At 30.6% G+C, this 18,348-nt stretch carries 15 protein-coding genes; 5 read left to right on the forward strand and 10 right to left on the reverse strand.

The genetic code is table 11. From position 1 onward, the window contains the following. Positions 1-41 precede the first annotated feature (41 nt). The 5 genes from V6251_RS00905 to V6251_RS00925 all read left to right on the forward strand — a co-directional run bounded on the left by V6251_RS00905 (position 42) and on the right by V6251_RS00925 (position 5,707). Entirely contained in the window at positions 42-1,019 is a 978-nt protein-coding gene (locus tag V6251_RS00905; protein ID WP_341586579.1) for a sensor histidine kinase, read from the forward strand. Then, positions 1,020-1,718 (forward strand): LytR/AlgR family response regulator transcription factor, encoded by a 699-nt coding sequence (locus V6251_RS00910; protein ID WP_341586580.1) that lies wholly within the window; start codon positions 1,020-1,022, stop codon positions 1,716-1,718. Between the two features lie 351 nt (positions 1,719-2,069). Then, the gene (locus V6251_RS00915) at positions 2,070-2,300 is read left to right on the forward strand and encodes a hypothetical protein (RefSeq protein ID WP_341586581.1); all 231 of its coding nucleotides are present in this window, start codon (positions 2,070-2,072) and stop codon (positions 2,298-2,300) included. A 166-nt stretch (positions 2,301-2,466) separates the two neighbouring features. Next, on the forward strand, positions 2,467-4,869 hold the full coding sequence (locus V6251_RS00920; protein ID WP_341586582.1) for a hypothetical protein: 2,403 nt from the start codon (positions 2,467-2,469) through the stop codon (positions 4,867-4,869). 661 nt (positions 4,870-5,530) lie between these two features. Then, positions 5,531-5,707 (forward strand): hypothetical protein, encoded by a 177-nt coding sequence (locus V6251_RS00925; protein WP_341586583.1) that lies wholly within the window; start codon positions 5,531-5,533, stop codon positions 5,705-5,707. A gap of 359 nt (positions 5,708-6,066) precedes the next feature. Here the strand turns inward: V6251_RS00925 and V6251_RS00930 are convergent, their stop codons facing one another. The 10 genes from V6251_RS00930 to V6251_RS00975 all read right to left on the reverse strand — a co-directional run bounded on the left by V6251_RS00930 (position 6,067) and on the right by V6251_RS00975 (position 18,307). Continuing rightward, positions 6,067-6,906 (reverse strand): DMT family transporter, encoded by an 840-nt coding sequence (locus tag V6251_RS00930; protein ID WP_341586584.1) that lies wholly within the window; start codon positions 6,904-6,906, stop codon positions 6,067-6,069. A gap of 111 nt (positions 6,907-7,017) precedes the next feature. Further along, positions 7,018-7,686 carry a bifunctional 4-hydroxy-2-oxoglutarate aldolase/2-dehydro-3-deoxy-phosphogluconate aldolase gene (locus V6251_RS00935; protein ID WP_341586585.1) on the reverse strand — a complete coding sequence of 223 codons (669 nt, stop codon included), beginning with the start codon at positions 7,684-7,686 and terminating at the stop codon, positions 7,018-7,020. Positions 7,687-7,696: 10 nt separating this feature from the next. Further along, positions 7,697-8,719, reverse strand: a complete 1,023-nt coding sequence (locus tag V6251_RS00940; protein ID WP_341586586.1) for a sugar kinase — start codon at positions 8,717-8,719, stop codon at positions 7,697-7,699. A gap of 124 nt (positions 8,720-8,843) precedes the next feature. Further along, on the reverse strand, positions 8,844-9,608 hold the full coding sequence (locus V6251_RS00945; protein ID WP_341586587.1) for an SDR family NAD(P)-dependent oxidoreductase: 765 nt from the start codon (positions 9,606-9,608) through the stop codon (positions 8,844-8,846). A 52-nt stretch (positions 9,609-9,660) separates the two neighbouring features. Further along, positions 9,661-10,962, reverse strand: coding sequence for an MFS transporter (locus V6251_RS00950; protein WP_341586588.1), 1,302 nt, complete (start codon positions 10,960-10,962; stop codon positions 9,661-9,663). Positions 10,963-11,100: 138 nt separating this feature from the next. After that, positions 11,101-11,802 carry a FadR/GntR family transcriptional regulator gene (locus tag V6251_RS00955; RefSeq protein WP_341586589.1) on the reverse strand — a complete coding sequence of 234 codons (702 nt, stop codon included), beginning with the start codon at positions 11,800-11,802 and terminating at the stop codon, positions 11,101-11,103. Positions 11,803-11,944: 142 nt separating this feature from the next. Next, entirely contained in the window at positions 11,945-12,850 is a 906-nt protein-coding gene (locus tag V6251_RS00960; protein ID WP_341586590.1) for a polysaccharide lyase family 7 protein, read from the reverse strand. A 36-nt stretch (positions 12,851-12,886) separates the two neighbouring features. Continuing rightward, positions 12,887-13,744 (reverse strand): PKD domain-containing protein, encoded by an 858-nt coding sequence (locus V6251_RS00965; RefSeq protein WP_292945333.1) that lies wholly within the window; start codon positions 13,742-13,744, stop codon positions 12,887-12,889. Between the two features lie 13 nt (positions 13,745-13,757). Continuing rightward, a complete protein-coding gene (locus V6251_RS00970; RefSeq protein ID WP_341586591.1) occupies positions 13,758-15,188 on the reverse strand; it encodes a RagB/SusD family nutrient uptake outer membrane protein in 1,431 nt (476 codons plus the stop codon). Between the two features lie 20 nt (positions 15,189-15,208). Continuing rightward, entirely contained in the window at positions 15,209-18,307 is a 3,099-nt protein-coding gene (locus V6251_RS00975) for a SusC/RagA family TonB-linked outer membrane protein (protein ID WP_341586592.1), read from the reverse strand. Positions 18,308-18,348: the final 41 nt, after the last annotated feature.

Below are 18,348 nucleotides of genomic sequence, written 5' to 3' on the forward strand. Positions count from 1 at the left end.
AGATGAAATAGTATTTTTGATTAGATAATTAATGCAATAAAATGTCACAATTAGAATCTTGGATAGATAATAAAATAGTACAAAACCTCGTTATTTGGGTTTTCTTCTTTTTAATTTTATTAACAGTTATATCCAATAGCAATAGGGTAGAAGTAGCATTGTTTTCTATATTACTGTTGGCACCAGCTGTATACATAAACAACCTTGTAATACTCCCTTATTTTAAACAAAATCGCACATTATTTCTTTTATTTTTTATTTTAAATACGCTGTGTTTTACCATAATTTCTGTTTTACTTATTAAAACGGTAGATAGCCAAGAGTTTGAAATAAGAATGTTTATTAACTTTTTTGGAATAATGGTTTTAGCACTAATTTTTGCTTCATCTATAAAATTGGTAAGAGATAATTTTATTAGACGTCATCAGGAAAAAGAAGCCGAATTAAATTTACTCAAAGCACAATTAAATCCACATTTTTTATTCAATACATTAAATAATTTATATGGCTTAGCAGTTGTAAAATCCGATAAATTACCAAATCTAATGTTGAAATTATCAGACTTATTACGTTATAGTTTATATGAAACAAAAGACACTTTAGTCCCATTAGAAAAAGAAATTACTTATTTGGAAAACTATATGTCTTTAGAGAAAATCCGATTAGAAGACAAAACCGAAATTGAATTTATAAAATCAGGAACAATTTCCTCAAAAAAAATAGCTCCAATGTTATTAATTGTTTTTGTTGAAAACGCATTTAAACATTTAGGAACCCTGAAAAATGGAGAAAGTAAGGTTTTAGTTTCTGTTGTGGTAGATGAAAGAAAAATTACATTTATATGTAATAATACTTTTGATAAAAACAGCATAAAGCAAAATGATTTTGAAAAAGGAAAGCGTGGGATTGGCTTAAAAAACGCAACTAAACGATTATCTTTAATGTATCCAGAAAAATACCTGCTAACCATTACTGATAATGATAAAAGCTATAATACCAAATTAATAATAAATGTTTAGATGAAAAATTTACAATGTATTATTGCAGATGATGAACCTATAGCACGTCAAATTTTGGAAAATTATATTCAATCAATTCCTAATTTGGAAATTATAGCGTCTTGTAAAAATGCTTTTGAAGTACTTGAAATAGTGCAAACTAAGACTGTGGATATTTTATTTTTAGACATTAATATGCCTAAGCTTTCTGGTTTAAGTTTGCTAAAAACAATGCAGCAAAAACCGTCTGTGATTATAACGACTGCCTATCCTGAATATGCTATTGAAGGGTTTGAACTATCTGTAACAGATTATTTATTAAAACCTTTCTCTCTAGAACGTTTTTTACAAGCTGTAAATAAAGTTCCTCAAAAAGAAGTCTCAAAGCCTGAAACTACAACAGTACCAAAACAAGAAATTCCACAATCCATATTTGTGAAAAGTGACAAAAAAATTATCAAAATAGATTTTGATCAAATTAATCATATCGAAGCATATGGTAATTATATCAAGATTTTTACAGATACAATGATTTTAACACCACAAACGCTAACGGAATTTTTAGAAAAACTTCCAAATCATTTTATAAGGATTCATAAATCATGTATCATAAATTTTAATCAGTTAAAACTGATTGATGGTAATCAAGTAGTCCTTCAAAATAATACAAAGTTACCAATAGGAAAATCTTATCGGAAAAGTGTTTTAGATAGCATTTAAACTTTTTTAAATTTAAATAAAGAAATATACGCTATTTCGCTAATTGTTATAAAATGTACTATAATGTTCTGCGTTATGTAACCTGAGCTTTGGTAAAAGCGAAAGTAGTTACCACAGTTTCTTTAAAAAAATTATTCTAAAAGTTTCTTCTACAATGTTAATGGAACACTTTTTATGCGACGACGTAGGAAGGAAGCTTAATGTGTGTGGAATGATTTGAAACACTTTATCCTATAACATTTACATTTAAGCTAAATTATACACTATATTTATACAAATATAGTATTTATACTTGTTTATTTAATTTATATGTAGTATAATTGTGCTATCCTAAAATAATTATATAGTATAATGAAAGATTCTCCTAGACGAATAAGATTTGAAAAAGTAGCAGCTAATAGAGTAGCTAACATATTAAAAGGACTAGAAAGCCTCGAAAAATGTTCAAATAAAAACAATTATGAGTATAATTATGATGATATAAGGAAAATGGAAAAAGCCTTAAAAGATAAAGTAAATGATATACTAAAATCATTTAATAAGGAACTTGATAAAGGAAAAAATAATGAATTTAAATTTTGATTATGGTAGATAAAAAAAGAGTAATAGGTAAAGCTAGAAAGAGATTTCTTGATAGAAATAAGTTTAATTCACCAATATCAAATTTAACTATACGAGAGTTGTTTATGTTAGAAAAGGAGTTAGGTTTTAAAATAATTATTGATAACAATTAAAGTAGTATAAATTTATGGAGGATCTTTTTTGGGAAGTTTTTAATACCAATTCAGAATTGGAGTTATCTAAAATTATTGAAAATAATAATCTTTTTAAGGATAGGAATAATTGGAAACCTTATGGTGGAATTGAAGGTAATTTTGGAACCTTTGAAGCTCAACAAAATAATGCAATTCCAGCGTTAGTTGAAAAGATTACAAATTCTATAGATGCTACTTTAATTAAAGAATGTAAAAATTTTGGTATAGACCCTAAATCTAAAGAGGCTCCGAGAACAATGATCGAAGCTGTCGAAAAATTTTATAATGTTCCAAATGGAGAAATTAGTGAATTAGGTAATATCAAAAGAAGAGAATTAGCTGAAAACATTCAAATAATAGCTACTGGAGATAAAAAAAGTCCTTGTATAACAGTTTATGATTTTGGTGAAGGTCAAAATCCAGAGGATTTTCATAATACATTTCTCTCTCTTCATAGAGGTAATAAAGCTAATATCCATTTTGTCCAAGGAAAATATAATATGGGTTCAACTGGAGCTGTAGTTTTTTGTGGAGATAAAAAATATCAATTAATTGCTTCAAAAAGAAACCTGTCATTAACAAATGGTACTGATTCTAGTTTTGGGTTTACAATTGTCAGAAGACATCCATTAGATGAGATTGACCATGAAAATAATGTTACTACTACTTGGTATGAATATTTTTGCCCTAATAATAATATTGCATCTTTTAAAATTGATAAGATTGAACTTGGTCTTCTAAATAGAAAGTTTGATTATGGAACAATTGTTAAGCTTTACTCTTACCAATTACCAACAGGTTCTAAAGGTGATATTTCTACTGATTTATATAGAGATTTAAATCAATATCTCTACCATTTGCCAATACCAATTACTGTTTATGAAAGAAGAGAACATTATAAAGTTAGGGATGTTAATAAAGTAATTGTTGGTAATAGAACTCGTATCATTACAAATGCAAAGGATAATGTTGAAAGAAACATAAGATTTGAATTAAACTCAAGTCTAGGGAATTTCTCAATTCCATTAGATGTTATAATTTTTAATTCTAATGTAGACCATAGAGAGTTTATAAAAAATAAATCCATTATTTACACACAAAATGGACAAGTTCATGGTTTTGAAGGACAATCATTTATTTCACAAGATTTAGGTTTTCCATTAATTAAAAAACATACACTAATACATATAGACTGTACTGGTATTCCAACAGAAATAAGGCAAGACCTTTTTATGTCTAATAGAACGCATTTACGAGAAGGACCAAAGACAGAAAAATTGAGAAGTGAAATAGTATCTCTTTTAAAATCTAGTTCAGAATTAAGAAAACTAAATAATGAGCGTAAAGACTCTCTTTTAAGAGAAAGTAAAACAGACAAAGATTTACTTGAAACTTTTTTGTCAAATTTACCAGTCGATAAGGATGTTGTTAACTTATTAAAAAAGAATGGTTCTCTAGATTTTCTAAAATTGAATGGAAATAAGATTAATGGCAATCAAAAAGCTAAAAAATCAGTTCAGAAAAAACTTAATAGATTTCCTTCAATTTTTAAACTTAATTTGAAGGAACAAAAAAATGGAAAAATTTATAAAACAATTCCATTAAATTCTAACGGAAAAATAACAATAGAAACAGATGTAGAAGATGACTATTTATTTAGACCAGTAGAAAAAGGCCAATTTGAAATTCAAGTTTTACAAAAGAAGAAGAAAACAAACACTCCAGTAAATCCAGTTTTAAACCTTTTCCCAAATGATGTTACAGACATACTGACTGTTAATAAAGAAGGTCCTACAGATGGTACGATTAAACTTTTAATTAAACCAAACGAACAAGCTCAAGTAGGTGATGAAGTAGAAATAAAGGCTAAATTAAGTGCTCCTGGACAAGATTTTCAATGCATCTTTAATGTAAAAGTTGATGAAAAAATCAGTAAACCAAAAGCTAAAGAAAAAGAAGCCACAGAAACATTTCCAAATTTACCTACACCAAAAAAAGCTTATAAAAAACCCTTAGAAGAAAGTGATATTCCATGGGATGATGATAATTTAAAATGGGATGGTCATGATATTGTTAAGGTTATAAGGAGTGAAGAAGAAAATGAAATGATTGTTGATGGAATTATTATCAATATGGATTCTTTCGTTTTATTAAATTTTATTTCAAAAAACAGTATCAAAACTGAAAAGGAAATAAATTTCATAAAGGACAAATATTTTCTTTCAATATACTTACACTCATTGTTTTTGTTTAGCATAATGCAGAAAATGCAGAAGGATGACAAAAATTTAAGCCATATTGAAATGGAAGATTTTATTTCAAACTTAATTAAACCATATGCTAACTTTTTACTTTATGAAAATTATCAAATGGAAAAGCATGCATTTGTTGAATAATATGTAATTATACTAACTCACAAAAAGTTTCAACTAAACAAGTAGCAGTGTAGTAGATTGCTATGTAATGGGATTTATGCCATAAATTCTTTATTTATCTGACACATTGTTAATGAATAATGTGTATAAATCTATAAAAACCAATTTTTTAATGACATTGTTAACGAATTGTTAAATGGCACAAAAATTGAATTTCAAAGTAAAAAATTGATATATGGGATTTTTTGATGATACAAAGTGAAAACAAATACAATTTCTTGAAGAAGAAAGACAAAAACTTTGGGATAGAGTTGGAGGACTAGAGAAATACACTCAAGAACTTAAAGAGGAAATTGAAAGACGTACTTCTGATGATGAAAAAGAAGCTCGTCAGAGTTCTAAAAAAGCTTCTGAATTCAAGAATAGAATTGAAGATAAATTAGTAGAAGCGAATCTACTTGTTGAACAACTCACAACTGAATTAGAATCTGCAAGAAACACAAAAAATGAAATAAATGAGTTTAGCAATGAAGCAAACCAGCAAAAATTAGCTGTAGATGATTCTAAGAGTAGATTAGATGATGCTGAATCCGAATTTGAAAAAAAACTTGAAACAATTAGTTCTCGTATTGGTAGTATAGACAGTATATTAGAAAAGTATCCAAACCTTGAATCACAACTTTTGGAAATAGATGATTTTACTGTTAAGGTAGAAGAAAATTTAGAAAAATCTGGAATTAGTCTTACAGCATTAAATAAACGTAAAAAAGATATAGATGACTTACATCGAGAAGTTTTTGGTTATACTCAAACTGATGAAGAAACTGGTACAGAAACTATAAAACAATCGAGCGCATAGGCAGCGGATATTTTACATAACGACTAATTATAGTATCAAATTTATAGTTCTGAAGTTTCTTGAGAATCTCGTATTTAAAAAAACTTGAACCATTGTACAGAATATTCAAATTATCGATAAGCAAAAACACGTATGTTTAATGACCCAAGTACAAACGTTTGTTATGAAAACAACACATACTGGGATATTTTACATAATATTGAATTATAGCTATCTAATTGTATTACATATAATTTGTACTATAATTTATATTATGTAAAATAGAATATTTTAAAACCACTTACATTTTTGTAACATTAAACAAATATTTAAAAATGCGATATTACTTAAGCTAATAAGAATAATACATTGGTTTGTAGCTATTTCAATTTTGTTTTTAAGACAATATTTAAAGTTAATCCAACAATAATCAAAATAATTCCTAATAAGCTAATTAGTGTATAGATTTCTTTAAACCAAATTGCACCAATTAACATAGTAAAAACAACTTCAATATATTTTAAAGGTGCTACTTGGTTAACTTCAGTGGTTTGTAAAGCTTTAGTCATGTAAACTTGTCCAAAATATCCAAATATACCAAGACTTAATAGTAATAACCATTCTAATCCTTGAGGATTTGTCCAATGCTTAATACTCAAAACACCACCAATTATAGCAGATATAATCATAAAGTAATTGACTATTACTATTGGATGGTCACTATTACCAATTTTACGGATTATAATATAGACTAATCCTGTAAAAACTGCTGATAATAAAGCATATAATAATCCGATGGTATCAATATTACTATCAAATCCTTTTAAAATAACAACTCCCATAAAGGCTAATAAAAAACAAAACCACTGGAAATACTTGATATGTTCTTTAAGTAGAAAAACTGCAAAAAAGGCTGCAAAAATTGGTGAAATATACCTTATGGACACAGCAGATCCCATAGACAAGTGATTTAGTGACATAAAAAACAATGTCATAGCAATACAACCAACCACTCCTCTAGCGATTAATAGTTGTTTTTTGTTTCCTAAAAAATTGATTTTATTTTTGATTAAATACGGAATAGTAAAAAATAATGTCCCAATAGATCTAAAAAAAACGACTTGATTGACATTAAAATTTCCGGATTGTTTGACTAAAACATTTAAAAGCGCAAATGCTAATGCACTGATAGTCATGTAAAATATTGCTTTTTTTTGCATACAAATAGTATTTAGACTATCAATTTTAACATCATATAAAAGCAGCTTGATTAAAAGCTGCTTTGAATTGCAAATATAATTTTAAATGCTATGTTTTTATATAGTAAACCGTTACTTTTTTAGCGTTTTAATAATATTAATTGCTGTTTTAGTAAGGTCTGTAATGGTTTCTAAATCATAGCTACCATCTTTATCTTTTGCTATTAATTTTGATCCAATTCCTACACAAGTTACACCTGCATTAAACCATGACTCTAAGCTTTGTTGTGTAGGTTCTACTCCACCTGTTGGCATAATACTTGTCCAACTACATGGTCCTTTTATAGCTTTAACATAACTAGGATTATAGGCATTACCAGGAAATAATTTTACTATCTCACAACCTAACTCTTCTGCTTTAGCAATTTCGGTTAGTGTTGCGCATCCTGCAGACCATAATACTTTTCTGCGATTGCATACTAAAGCAATATCCTCTCTTAATACTGGTGTCACAATAAAATTTGCTCCTAATTGCATATATAGTGATGCAGCTGCAGCATCTGTAATTGAGCCAACACCTAAAATCATTCCAGGTAAATTAGCAATAGCATACTTGTTTAGTGCTGCAAAGGTTTCAAAAGCAAAGTCACCTCTACTTGTAAATTCTAAAAGTCTTGCTCCACCATCGTAACATGCTTTTAATATTTTTTTACTGACTTCTATGTCTTCATTATAAAATAAAGGAACTAAGCCTGTCTTTTGCATTACTGATGCAACTTCTATTCTTGAATATTGTGCCATGTTATTGTTTTTATCTTGAAACTTTTCCTGAAGAATCACCACTTAATAATTTTTCGATTTCATTAAGTGTAATTAAATTATAATCACCAGAAATGGTGTGTTTTAAGCAGCAAGCTGCTACTGCAATATTTAAAGCTTTTTGTTTATCTGTATCGTCATTTACTAAACCGTAAATTAATCCACCCATAAACGCATCACCACTTCCTACTCTATCTACAACAGGTGTTACCTCTTTAACATCTGCGTTAAAAATGGTTTTTCCATCATATAAAATTCCTCCAATACGTTGGTGTGATGCACTAACCGAATACCTTAACGTAGTCGCCACTGTTTTTAAATTAGGACATAATTTAAATAATTGGTCGTATAAAGCTGGTAACGATTTTTCGTTTTGATAATTAGGTTCTACTTTATCTTTACCTAACATAAAAAATGCAGTATCAATATCGCCTAAAATTACATTACTATATTTTAAAAGTTCTGGCATGATTTGATCTGGAGTCTTACCATATTGCCATAATTTGGATCTATAATTTAAATCTGAAGAAATTGTAATCCCTAATTTATTAGCAACTTTTAAGGCGATTAAACACTCATCTGCTGCAGATTGTGATATGGCTGGAGTAATACCACTCCAGTGAAACCAAGTCGCATCTTTTAAAACAGCTTCCCAGTCTATGGATCCAGTTTGAATAGTTGACATCGAGCTGTGCGCTCTGTCATAAATTACATTACTACCACGTGTACCTGCTCCTGTTTCTAGATAATAAATGCCTAATCGCTCTCCACCATAGATAACATTTTTAGACTCTACATTAAATTTGCGCATCTCTTTAAGTGCACAAGCGCCAATCTCGTTATCAGGTAATCTAGTTACAAACTCGACAGGAATACCATAATTTGCTAATGATACTGCTACATTAAATTCTCCACCACCATAAGAGGCAGCAAATGTTTTTGCTTGAGAAAATCGCAAATGACGTTCTGTTGAAAGCCTTAGCATAATTTCTCCGAATGTGACAATTTTACTCATTTTATAAATTTGATTACTATTCTATTTTTTGTATTAAAATCAGATTGTTTTGCATAAATGTTTAAATACCTTTAAGATAATTAAATCATCAAACAAAACAATCTGATTTTATAAGTTTAGGTTATTAAATACCTAATGCCTGACCACCACCAATTTGGATAGTTTCTGCAGTGATAAATGATGCATCCTTACTAGCTAAAAATGAGATTACACCAGCAACATCTTCTGGTTGACCTAATCTACCTAACATAATATTGTTAGCCCAAGACGCAAATACTTCTGGTTTAGTTGCTTTAATTTGCGCATGGAAAGGTGTATCAATAGTACCTGGAGATACTGCATTAACACGGATTCCGTATTCTGCTAAATCTTTAGCCAATGCTCTAGTAATGGCATGTACACCAGCTTTAGACGTACCATAAATTCCTGCTCCTGGTCCACCTGCTGTCCATCCTGCATTTGATGTATAGTTTATTATTGAAGGATGTTCTCCTTTTTTAAGAAAAGGAATTGCAGCTCTAGAAGCAAAAAATACAGAGTCTAAGTTTAATGCCATTACGTTTCTGTAAAACTCAGTTGTCATTTCTTCAAATCTAGAACGACCACCTAATCCACCTGCATTATTAACAAGTACATCAATACGACCATATTTTTCTCCAATTTTTACGATGTTTTCTGTTACTTGAGCTTCACTTGTAACATCAAAACCGTAATATTCTGCAGTGATACCTAAACCTACTAATTCTTTTAGTTTTTCAGCTCCAGCTGCATTATCAATACCGTTTAAGATTACAGTATAGCCATCTTTTCCTAATCGTTTTGCTACTTCAAAACCAATTCCACCTGTGGCTCCTGTTACTATAGCTACTTTTCCGTTTGTATTACTCATTTCTAATTGTTTTTATTGTTGTTATTCTATGTTTAAAAATCTATATGCTTAATTAATTACTTGGTTTTAAAGGTTCTATTTTAGGACATAATATCCAAATAGCCAATAATGCAATTATTGCTAAAGCGCCTCCTATTAAAAAAGCGGGAGTATAATTACCTCCTGTTGTTATAAACGTTACTAAAAGAGTTAATCCTGCAGCACCTAATTTTGCTGCCATACCAGCAAAACCTGATAATGTTCCTACTATTTTTCCACCAAACATATCACTAGGTAACGTTTGGATATTTCCGATTGCTATTTGAAATCCAAAAAGCAACACTGCCATAATAATTACTGCAGTTGTAGCAGATCCTGGTGCTTTAAGTAAAAAGAAACAAGGAATCATAATTAAACATCCTAATGTAATTACCATTTTTCTAGTTTTATCCACTGACCAACCTGCTGTTAATCTATTTTGCGCTATCAGACCACCAGCCCAAGCACCAATCATAGCACCAACGTAAGGTAACCAAGCAGAAAATGCGATTTCTTTAACGTTTAATCCAAAGACTTCAGACAAATAAATAGGTATCCATACTATAAATAACCACCATATAGGATCTAATGCTGCTGATGCAATAATTACTCCCCAACTTTCTTTATGTTTAAGTAGTTGTGCTGTTGTTGGCACATAACCATCATCGTAATTTCCGTCTTCATCTAAGTCTTGATTTTTTTGTCCAGAAAGAATGTATTTTCTTTCATCCTCTGATAACCATGGGTGTGTTTTTGGTCCTGACTTTACAATGTATAACCAAGGTATTAACCATAATAGTCCAAGAGCACCTACAACTATAAATATAGCTTTCCACTCTAAATAAGCAGATAATAACCCTATAACAGGATAGGCTACAATACCTCCAATTGCAGCTCCAGAATTAAATACGCCTTGTGCCAAAGCACGCTCTTTAGTAGGAAACCACTCTGCATTTGCTTTTGCTGCTCCTGGCCAATTACCAGCTTCAGCTAAACCTAATATTGATCTAAAAATTGAAAAACTTAGCATACCTTGTGCAAATGCATGAAACATAGTTGCTACAGACCATACACCTATTGAAAGCGCAAATCCCATTCTGGTACCAATCCAATCAAAGATTTTACCAAACAATGCTTGACCACCAGCATATGATAATATAAAAACTGTTGATATCGTTCCAAATATTAACTTATGTCCATCTTGATCCATGTCTGGAAATAGATCTTTGGCAATTTCAGGCCAAAGTGCTCCAAAAGCTTGTCTGTCTATATAGTTAACAACTGCAGCCAAAGCTACAAGTCCAACTACCCACCATCTAAGTCCTTTTAATTTCATGTTTTTTTTAATTTAAAAAAATAAAAGTCTAAACCAATAATAAGTAACTACTCATTATCAGTTGATTAACTTAATTTATATTGTTTTTGATTGAAAATAATTTGAGATTTAATGATCTTAAATTATCATCTGTTTATTTTATAAGTTATAACAGTATTTATACAGTTCGTTAAAGTGATTTTTCATTGCCTGTTTAGCTTCAATTGGGTCTTGATTTTTAATTGCTTCAAAAATTAATTCGTGTTCTTTAATAGCAGTTTGAGATAGATTTTTATCACAAACGTGATACTTTTCAAAATTTGTAATTATTTCTGGAGTGATGATTAACATAAAAGTATTCATTGTACTATTTCTACTAGCTCTTGCAATAGCTAAGTGAAATAACAAATCTTCCTGAACTGCATCTTCTTTATTAATTACTTTATTTTTATAAGCATCTAAGGCAGATTTCATTTTTTCTAAATCCTCATCTGTACGTCTTAAAGCTGCTAATCTAACCGTTTTTAATTCTAACAAAATTCGGGTTTCTACTAATGCTTTAAAATCAGGATCCTCTAATCTTAAAATATCTTCTATCATACCATTAAGTGCTATGACTCCAATATTTGCTACGAATGTTCCGCTTTGCGGAATTGATTTTAACAGACCATAAAACTCTAATTTTTGAATGGCTTCCCTTACACTACTTCTAGAAACCTCAAACATTTCTGATAACATACGTTCAGCTGGCAATTTATCTCCTGGTTCAAGATTTTTTTTATTGATTAAATCTCTAATGTTAGCAATTATTATCTTCTGAGTATTAAAATTTTCGTTTTTTGTAAGGATTTCCAATTTCATATAAATAACATTTTATTTATTTAACTTTTCATGTCAAATTTAAGAATTCTGAGTAGACTTTTATTTAATTATTAAGCTAAACTTTAAGGTCTATTTAATGACCTATAAAGCCTAACTTAACAACAAGACTAATCAAATATTTTTAGTGTTTGACTTCTAAATCATAATATCTAACTTTTGCAAAAGCCCCTTCATCTCTGGTTTGCAAATAGTTTCCTGCTTTAAAATAGTTTTCAAAAATACCCCATTTTTTCATGTGGATATCTTCGTAAACTTTGTATTCGTTTTCATTTAAAATAATCACCATTTTTCCGTCCGAAACTTCCACTTCTAAAGTAAATTTTTTGAATCCTACTTCTTGCTCGAAATTAAATCCTTCATCATCATCCCAAGCATCTTCATGTAACATTTCTTCTTCTGTTGCATCTAAGTTTTTAAGGACTTTTGTTTTTACTCTAATTTTCCCTTTGTCCCAATAAATTTTAAGAATTGGTGGTGCATTATTATCTTTCTCTCCTATTAAATCTCTTTGTTCATTAGTCAATCTACCATGAATTTGCATAATGATAGTGCGATGATATTTACCATCACTATCTTTAGAAATATCATCTATTGCTAATTTTCCTTTCATATAACCACCTTGCTTGAATGTCCAATTAACATTATTCTTTCCAGATACCATTTGCTCTCTTAGTTCTGACCTAGAGTATTTAGTATTTGCAGTGGTTGCACTACTTGGAAATGCATAAAAAACAATTGCTCCTTTTGTAGAATCGTTATACATATAAGGTTTTAACGATTCATTTGTAGCATAATCCATAATTTCTGGTGGAGATACTTCTTGTGGCTTTTTACCATCACCAGCAGGAGTTGTTACTTTCCAATGGGTTAAATTTATGTTTGGTAGTTTATATCTATTTTTTTTCTTTTTTTTCTTCTTCTTTTTTGATTCAACTTTAGACTCTGTAACAACCTTATTAGATTGACAGTTAGCATTGAAGACTGAAACAAAAACAAACAAGACTATTAATTTAAGTTTTATACGCATAAGTTTCAGTCTTTAATTTTTATTGATTGTTATTAATTATTGTAAATCGGCTGTAAAATTATCTACTCTAGCCTCTTCACCTTGATTTGTGATGTAAATACTTACTGTATTATTAGCACCAGAATTAAACATAATGTTTACTGGCGTGTAAGCTTCTGCAGATCCTGTAAAAGATTGTAAGATTGCTGCATCTGTTTCAGCTTGAGTAGTAAATCCTCCACCTGCAAGTATTGCAACTGTACATGATCCACCAGCAGCTTCTAGTCTATATGAGTAAGAAATCACGTAATCTGTGTTTGGAGATACTTCAATTTCTTGGTAACCAATTCTGTCTCCTGCTCCCGGAAATTTAGCTGCTTGTCCACCATCTGGAACAGAGCTACTTGTATTAATTTGAATTACACCACCTAAGTTAGAGTTTTTCCAAGAATCACGACCATCTCCTGAACCATCTGGTAATGTATTATCCTCAAAACTTGGTTCTAAAATAACAGGTATGATAGCTAAAGGCTCTTCTGGTTCAAACACCACAACATCTATTGTTACTGTATCTGATGCACCATTAGCGTCACTTGTTGTTAAAGTTACTGGATAAGTCCCTTCTCCTGCTTCAAATGTATAAGTAGGATCTTGATCCGTTGTTGTTACACCTCCACCAAAATCCCACAAATACATTGTAGATTCTGATGATAAATCAGAGAAATAAATCTTTTTAAAATCATCTATATCTGCTGCATATGTAAAATTTGCAGTTGGTAAAACAGTGTCTACTTTTGAATTAGCGTCTGGTAACTCAAACTCAAATTGATCTTCGCAACTTGTAAAAGTGAATGACATAATCATGCTTACAAGTAAAAACGTAGTCGTACGAATAATATTAACTTTGTTTTTCATATTTTTTTATGTTTTAATATCCTGGGTTTTGACTTAAAAGTCCATTACTTATATTAATTTCTCTAGCTGGAATAGGTAGTAATAAATCTCTTGTATTAAAAGTGTAGTCCATCTCTGTAGCATGTGCACTTAATACTGAGTTTGCAATTCCAAATCTTACTAAATCAAAGAATCTATGGTTTTCAAAAGCCAATTCTACACGTCTTTCATTAATTAAATCTTGTTTAGTTATCGCGTCTGGAGCATCTATCGTTGGCATATTAGCTCTTAATCTAACTTCGTTAAAAGAATCTCTTGCTGCTTGTACTGTTGTTTGCGCACCACCTGCCATAATAGCTTCTACATGCATTAATAATACATCTGCATAACGTGATACAATCCAATCGTTTCCTGCTTGACGTGGATTTGGACCATAATTATCTGCTAATCCAAAACCATTAGGTAAAAACTTAGCTACCTCGTAGAAAGAACCAACTGTAATGTAAGATTCTGCTGTTCTATCTCCTCCGTAAAGTCCAAAGTCCGCAATTAAATTATCGTTAATTACATTTAAGCCATCTTGTCTACCAACAGATGTTGTAAACTCTGATGAGAACCCTTGACTCTCTGCAGTGTTACCTGCTACATAACCAATTGCAAATAATATTTCATCGTTTAATTCTGAATAATACACATCATGAAAGTTTGGCATTAATGAGAATTGCATGCTTTGTATTATTGATTCGCATAATTGTTGAGCGCCTAAATAATCTGGTGATTGTTTAGTTAAATATACTTTAGCTAATAATGCTTGTGCAGCTGCAGTAGATGCTCTTGACTTATAAGTACTATTTAAATTTAATATTGCTTCTTGTAAGTCTTCAATTATAACAGTGTAAATAGTTGAAGTACTAACTCTTGTGAAAAGCACATCTGTTTCTTCTGGACCAACTACAGATGTAATTAATGGTACATCACCAAATAAACGTACTAGGTTAAAGTAAGCGTATGCTCTTAAAAATTTAGCTTCAGCAGTGTAAGATGCTCTATTTGCTGCATCTGCTTTTTCAATGTAATTTAAAACAGTATTAGCTCTAAAAATGATTTCGTAAGAACTAGCATAGTAATCCTCTACTTCCACATTATTTGCATCTACTAAATATCTATGAAAATCTGCTTTAGATCCTTCTGTTGTAGCAGATCTAGTATTATCAGTTCTCATTTCTGTTAAAAGATATTCAAACTGTACACCTCTATTAAAATTTGAAGAGTTAGTTTCGGTATCTTCATTTACGCCTTGAATAGCATCGTAAATTCCGATAATTCCAGCAAGTACATCGTCATCGTTATTAAAAAACTGATCAACTACTACTACTGAGTCTGGCGTTGGGTTTAGAAAATCATCGTTACAAGAAAATAACATCATTCCTGAAACTAAGACCGCTATATATTTTATATGTTTCATAATTTATATGTTTTTTTTTATTAAAAGTCTACGTTTAAACCAAAAGAGATAGTTTTAAAAATAGGTGTACCTGCTCTTTGTGCACCATATTGTGTTGGTGTATCATCATCTACAAACTCTGGGTTGAATCCATTATACTCACTAGATGTAATGTATAATAAGTTTTGAGCAGTAGCATAAACTCTTAATTTAGATAAACCAATTCTTTCTGTTATGTCATCTGGTAAAGTATAACCTAAGTTGATGTTTCTTAAAGAAAAGTAAGATGCACTTTGTACCACGTCATCTGTTAATACTCTTTCTTGTAAAAATGAAGCATCTGGAATAATTCCTGCATCGACTACTTCTTGCGGACTAGTCGTTGCACCTTGCCAATGTGTAGCAAAATATTGGTCTCCAATGTTTTTAACCTCTGCACCATGACTACCTTGAACCATGAATGAAAAATCAAATTGATCATAACTAAACTCATTAGTTAAACTCCAAACTAATTCTGGGTAAGGATTACCTAAGATTGCTTTATCTTCTTCTGTAATTAAACCATCACCATTTAAATCTTTTACAATTACATCTTGTGATTGTCCATTAATTGGGAAGTATGGAGACTCCCAATATTGGTTGGCTAATTCTGTGTCAACTACGTAACCATAAAAAGATGATATTGGGTTACCTACTAAGTTTATCCATTGTGAGTTTCTACCAAATGTATCTTCTGGAGTTGCACCATTTGAATCACCATAATCAGTTAATTCATTTTTGTTTGTTGAAGCGATTAAAGTTGTGTTCCATCTAAAGTTTTCTGTCGAAATATTTTTTGTTCTAAACTCTAATTCAAAACCACTATTTACAACTTCTCCTAAGTTTACGATACCTTCAGAAAAACCTGTAGTGTATGATACTGGGTTGTTTAATAATAAGTCATTACTTGTTCTTTTGTAATAATCTAAAGAACCGCTAATTTTGTTGTTAAATAATCCAAAATCAATACCTGGATTAAACTCTTTAGACGCTTCCCATCTTAACTCTGCATTTGCAATATTAGCTGGAGAAAAACCTGTAGTAACGTTACCATCTATAATAGCATTTGAGTCGTTTAATAAAGATAAGTATGCATACCAATCTGTAAGATCACTTCCCGTATCAAAGTTTTCGTTACCTGTAAGACCGTAACTTACTCTTAATTTTAAGTTGTTTACAATATCACTTTCGCTTAAAAAATCTTCGTTAGATACATTCCAACCTAAAGATAATGCTGGGAAGTTACCCCATTTTGTACTTGCTCCAAATACAGAACTTGCATCACGTCTAAATGACGCTGATAACAAATACTTGTCGTTATATGCATAGTTTACCCTTCCAAAATAACCGATTTTATTTTTTTCGATATTATATTCTCCGTAGCTAGCAATAGTAGTTGCTGCATTAAGATTTTTAATTAAGTCATTAGTATAACCAGAACCTTCTACTGCACTGTTTTCAATTCTTCTGTTTTGAACTGTAAAACCTGCAAGGAAATCAAACTCATGGTTTCCAAAATCTTTAGAATATGATAAAGTGTTATCTGATATTATACGTCTAGATTCTCTGTTTTGCAACTCGTAAGATGCTCTACTTGCTCCATTTTGGTGGTGTTTTGTACCATTCCAACGTGTTCTTTTTCTTCCTTCTAACGTTACACCAAGTGATGTTTTAGCTGTCAGTCCATCTAAAATTTCATAACTTAAATATGTAGAACCTAAAAGCTTATTGTTAAATTCATAATGCTCTCTTTCAGCATATTGTGCGTAAGCATTAGCATCTCCAGATGTACGTGGTCTAGTAGAACTACCATCTCCATCTAAATCAAGCTCCATTAAATGATCTTCTAAAAAGTAATCTCCTACTTGTAGATCTGGAAAATAGTAATTTGCAGAAGGATCGTCTTGATTTACAAATTGAAGCGACTCTTCAGTATGATAAATTGGTAACCAAGGAGACTGTCTTATTGGATTGTGAATTGATGTTGGTAGTGCTCTTCTTTTTGAGTAAGAAGGCGTAAGACTTGCACCAAATTTTAATTTTTCGTTTAACTTTGTATCTACTTTTAGTTTAAAGCTATATACTTTATAGTCATCTGTTAATACAACACCTTCATCATGAGAATATCTTAATGCTGTACTAAATTTTGTGTTTTTGTTACCACCTCTAGCAGATAACGAATGGCTAGTAATTTTACCTCCATCAAAAAACACATCTTGCCAATCTCTGTCCACACCTAAAGTACTAACTAATAATTGCATGTACTGTGTTCTTTCTGAAAGTTCACCAGTTTCAGCTAATTCTTTAGCAGCCCAATCACTTACGCTTTTTTTATAGTTATCACTATCGTGAGCTTCTTTAAATCCTGTATAAGTGTCATAGCTAAACTTAGTTTTTCCATCCTTACCACTTTTTGTGGTAATAATTATAACTCCGTTTGAACCTTCACTACCATATATTGCTGCAGATGCTGCATCTTTTAAAACCTCAAAAGACTCTACATCGTTCATATCAATACTACCAAGAAAATCAGAACTAACAACAATTCCGTCTACTACGACAGCAGGACCAGAACTAGCATTAATAGATCCTGTTCCTCTAATACGAATTGTTGGTGCAGCTCCAGCCTCAGCAGATGTTGCTTGTATATTAACACCAGACACTTGACCAATTAATGCATCATCAACTCTAGGTACAGCGATTTGATCTAAATCATCATTTACAACCTTAGATATTGAACCCGTTAAATGGCTTTTCTTTTGAGTACCATAACCAATTACAACAACTTCTTCTAAAGTATTGGCATCAACAGTTAAAGATATATTAACTTGTGTTTGCTTATCAATAATTACTGATTGAGCAGCATATCCAATATATGAAAACTGTAAAACGTCTCCAGCTTTAGCATCGATTTGATAATTACCATCAAAATCTGTACTAGCTCCTGTATTGGTGCCTACAATAATAACATTAACGTTAGGTAAAGGCATATTGTACTCTGCGTCAACCACTACCCCTTTTACTGTTAACTTTTCTTGCGCAAAAGCTGCAATACACATAAAGAGCATTGCAAATAGTGCCGATTTAGCTTTTAAATTCATAATTAATTTTTAAGTTTTAGTTAATTAATTTGTTTCACTAA

The sequence above is a fragment of the Olleya sp. Ti.3.14 genome (genome assembly GCF_038154885.1).
Taxonomy (GTDB): Bacteria; Bacteroidota; Bacteroidia; order Flavobacteriales; family Flavobacteriaceae; genus Olleya.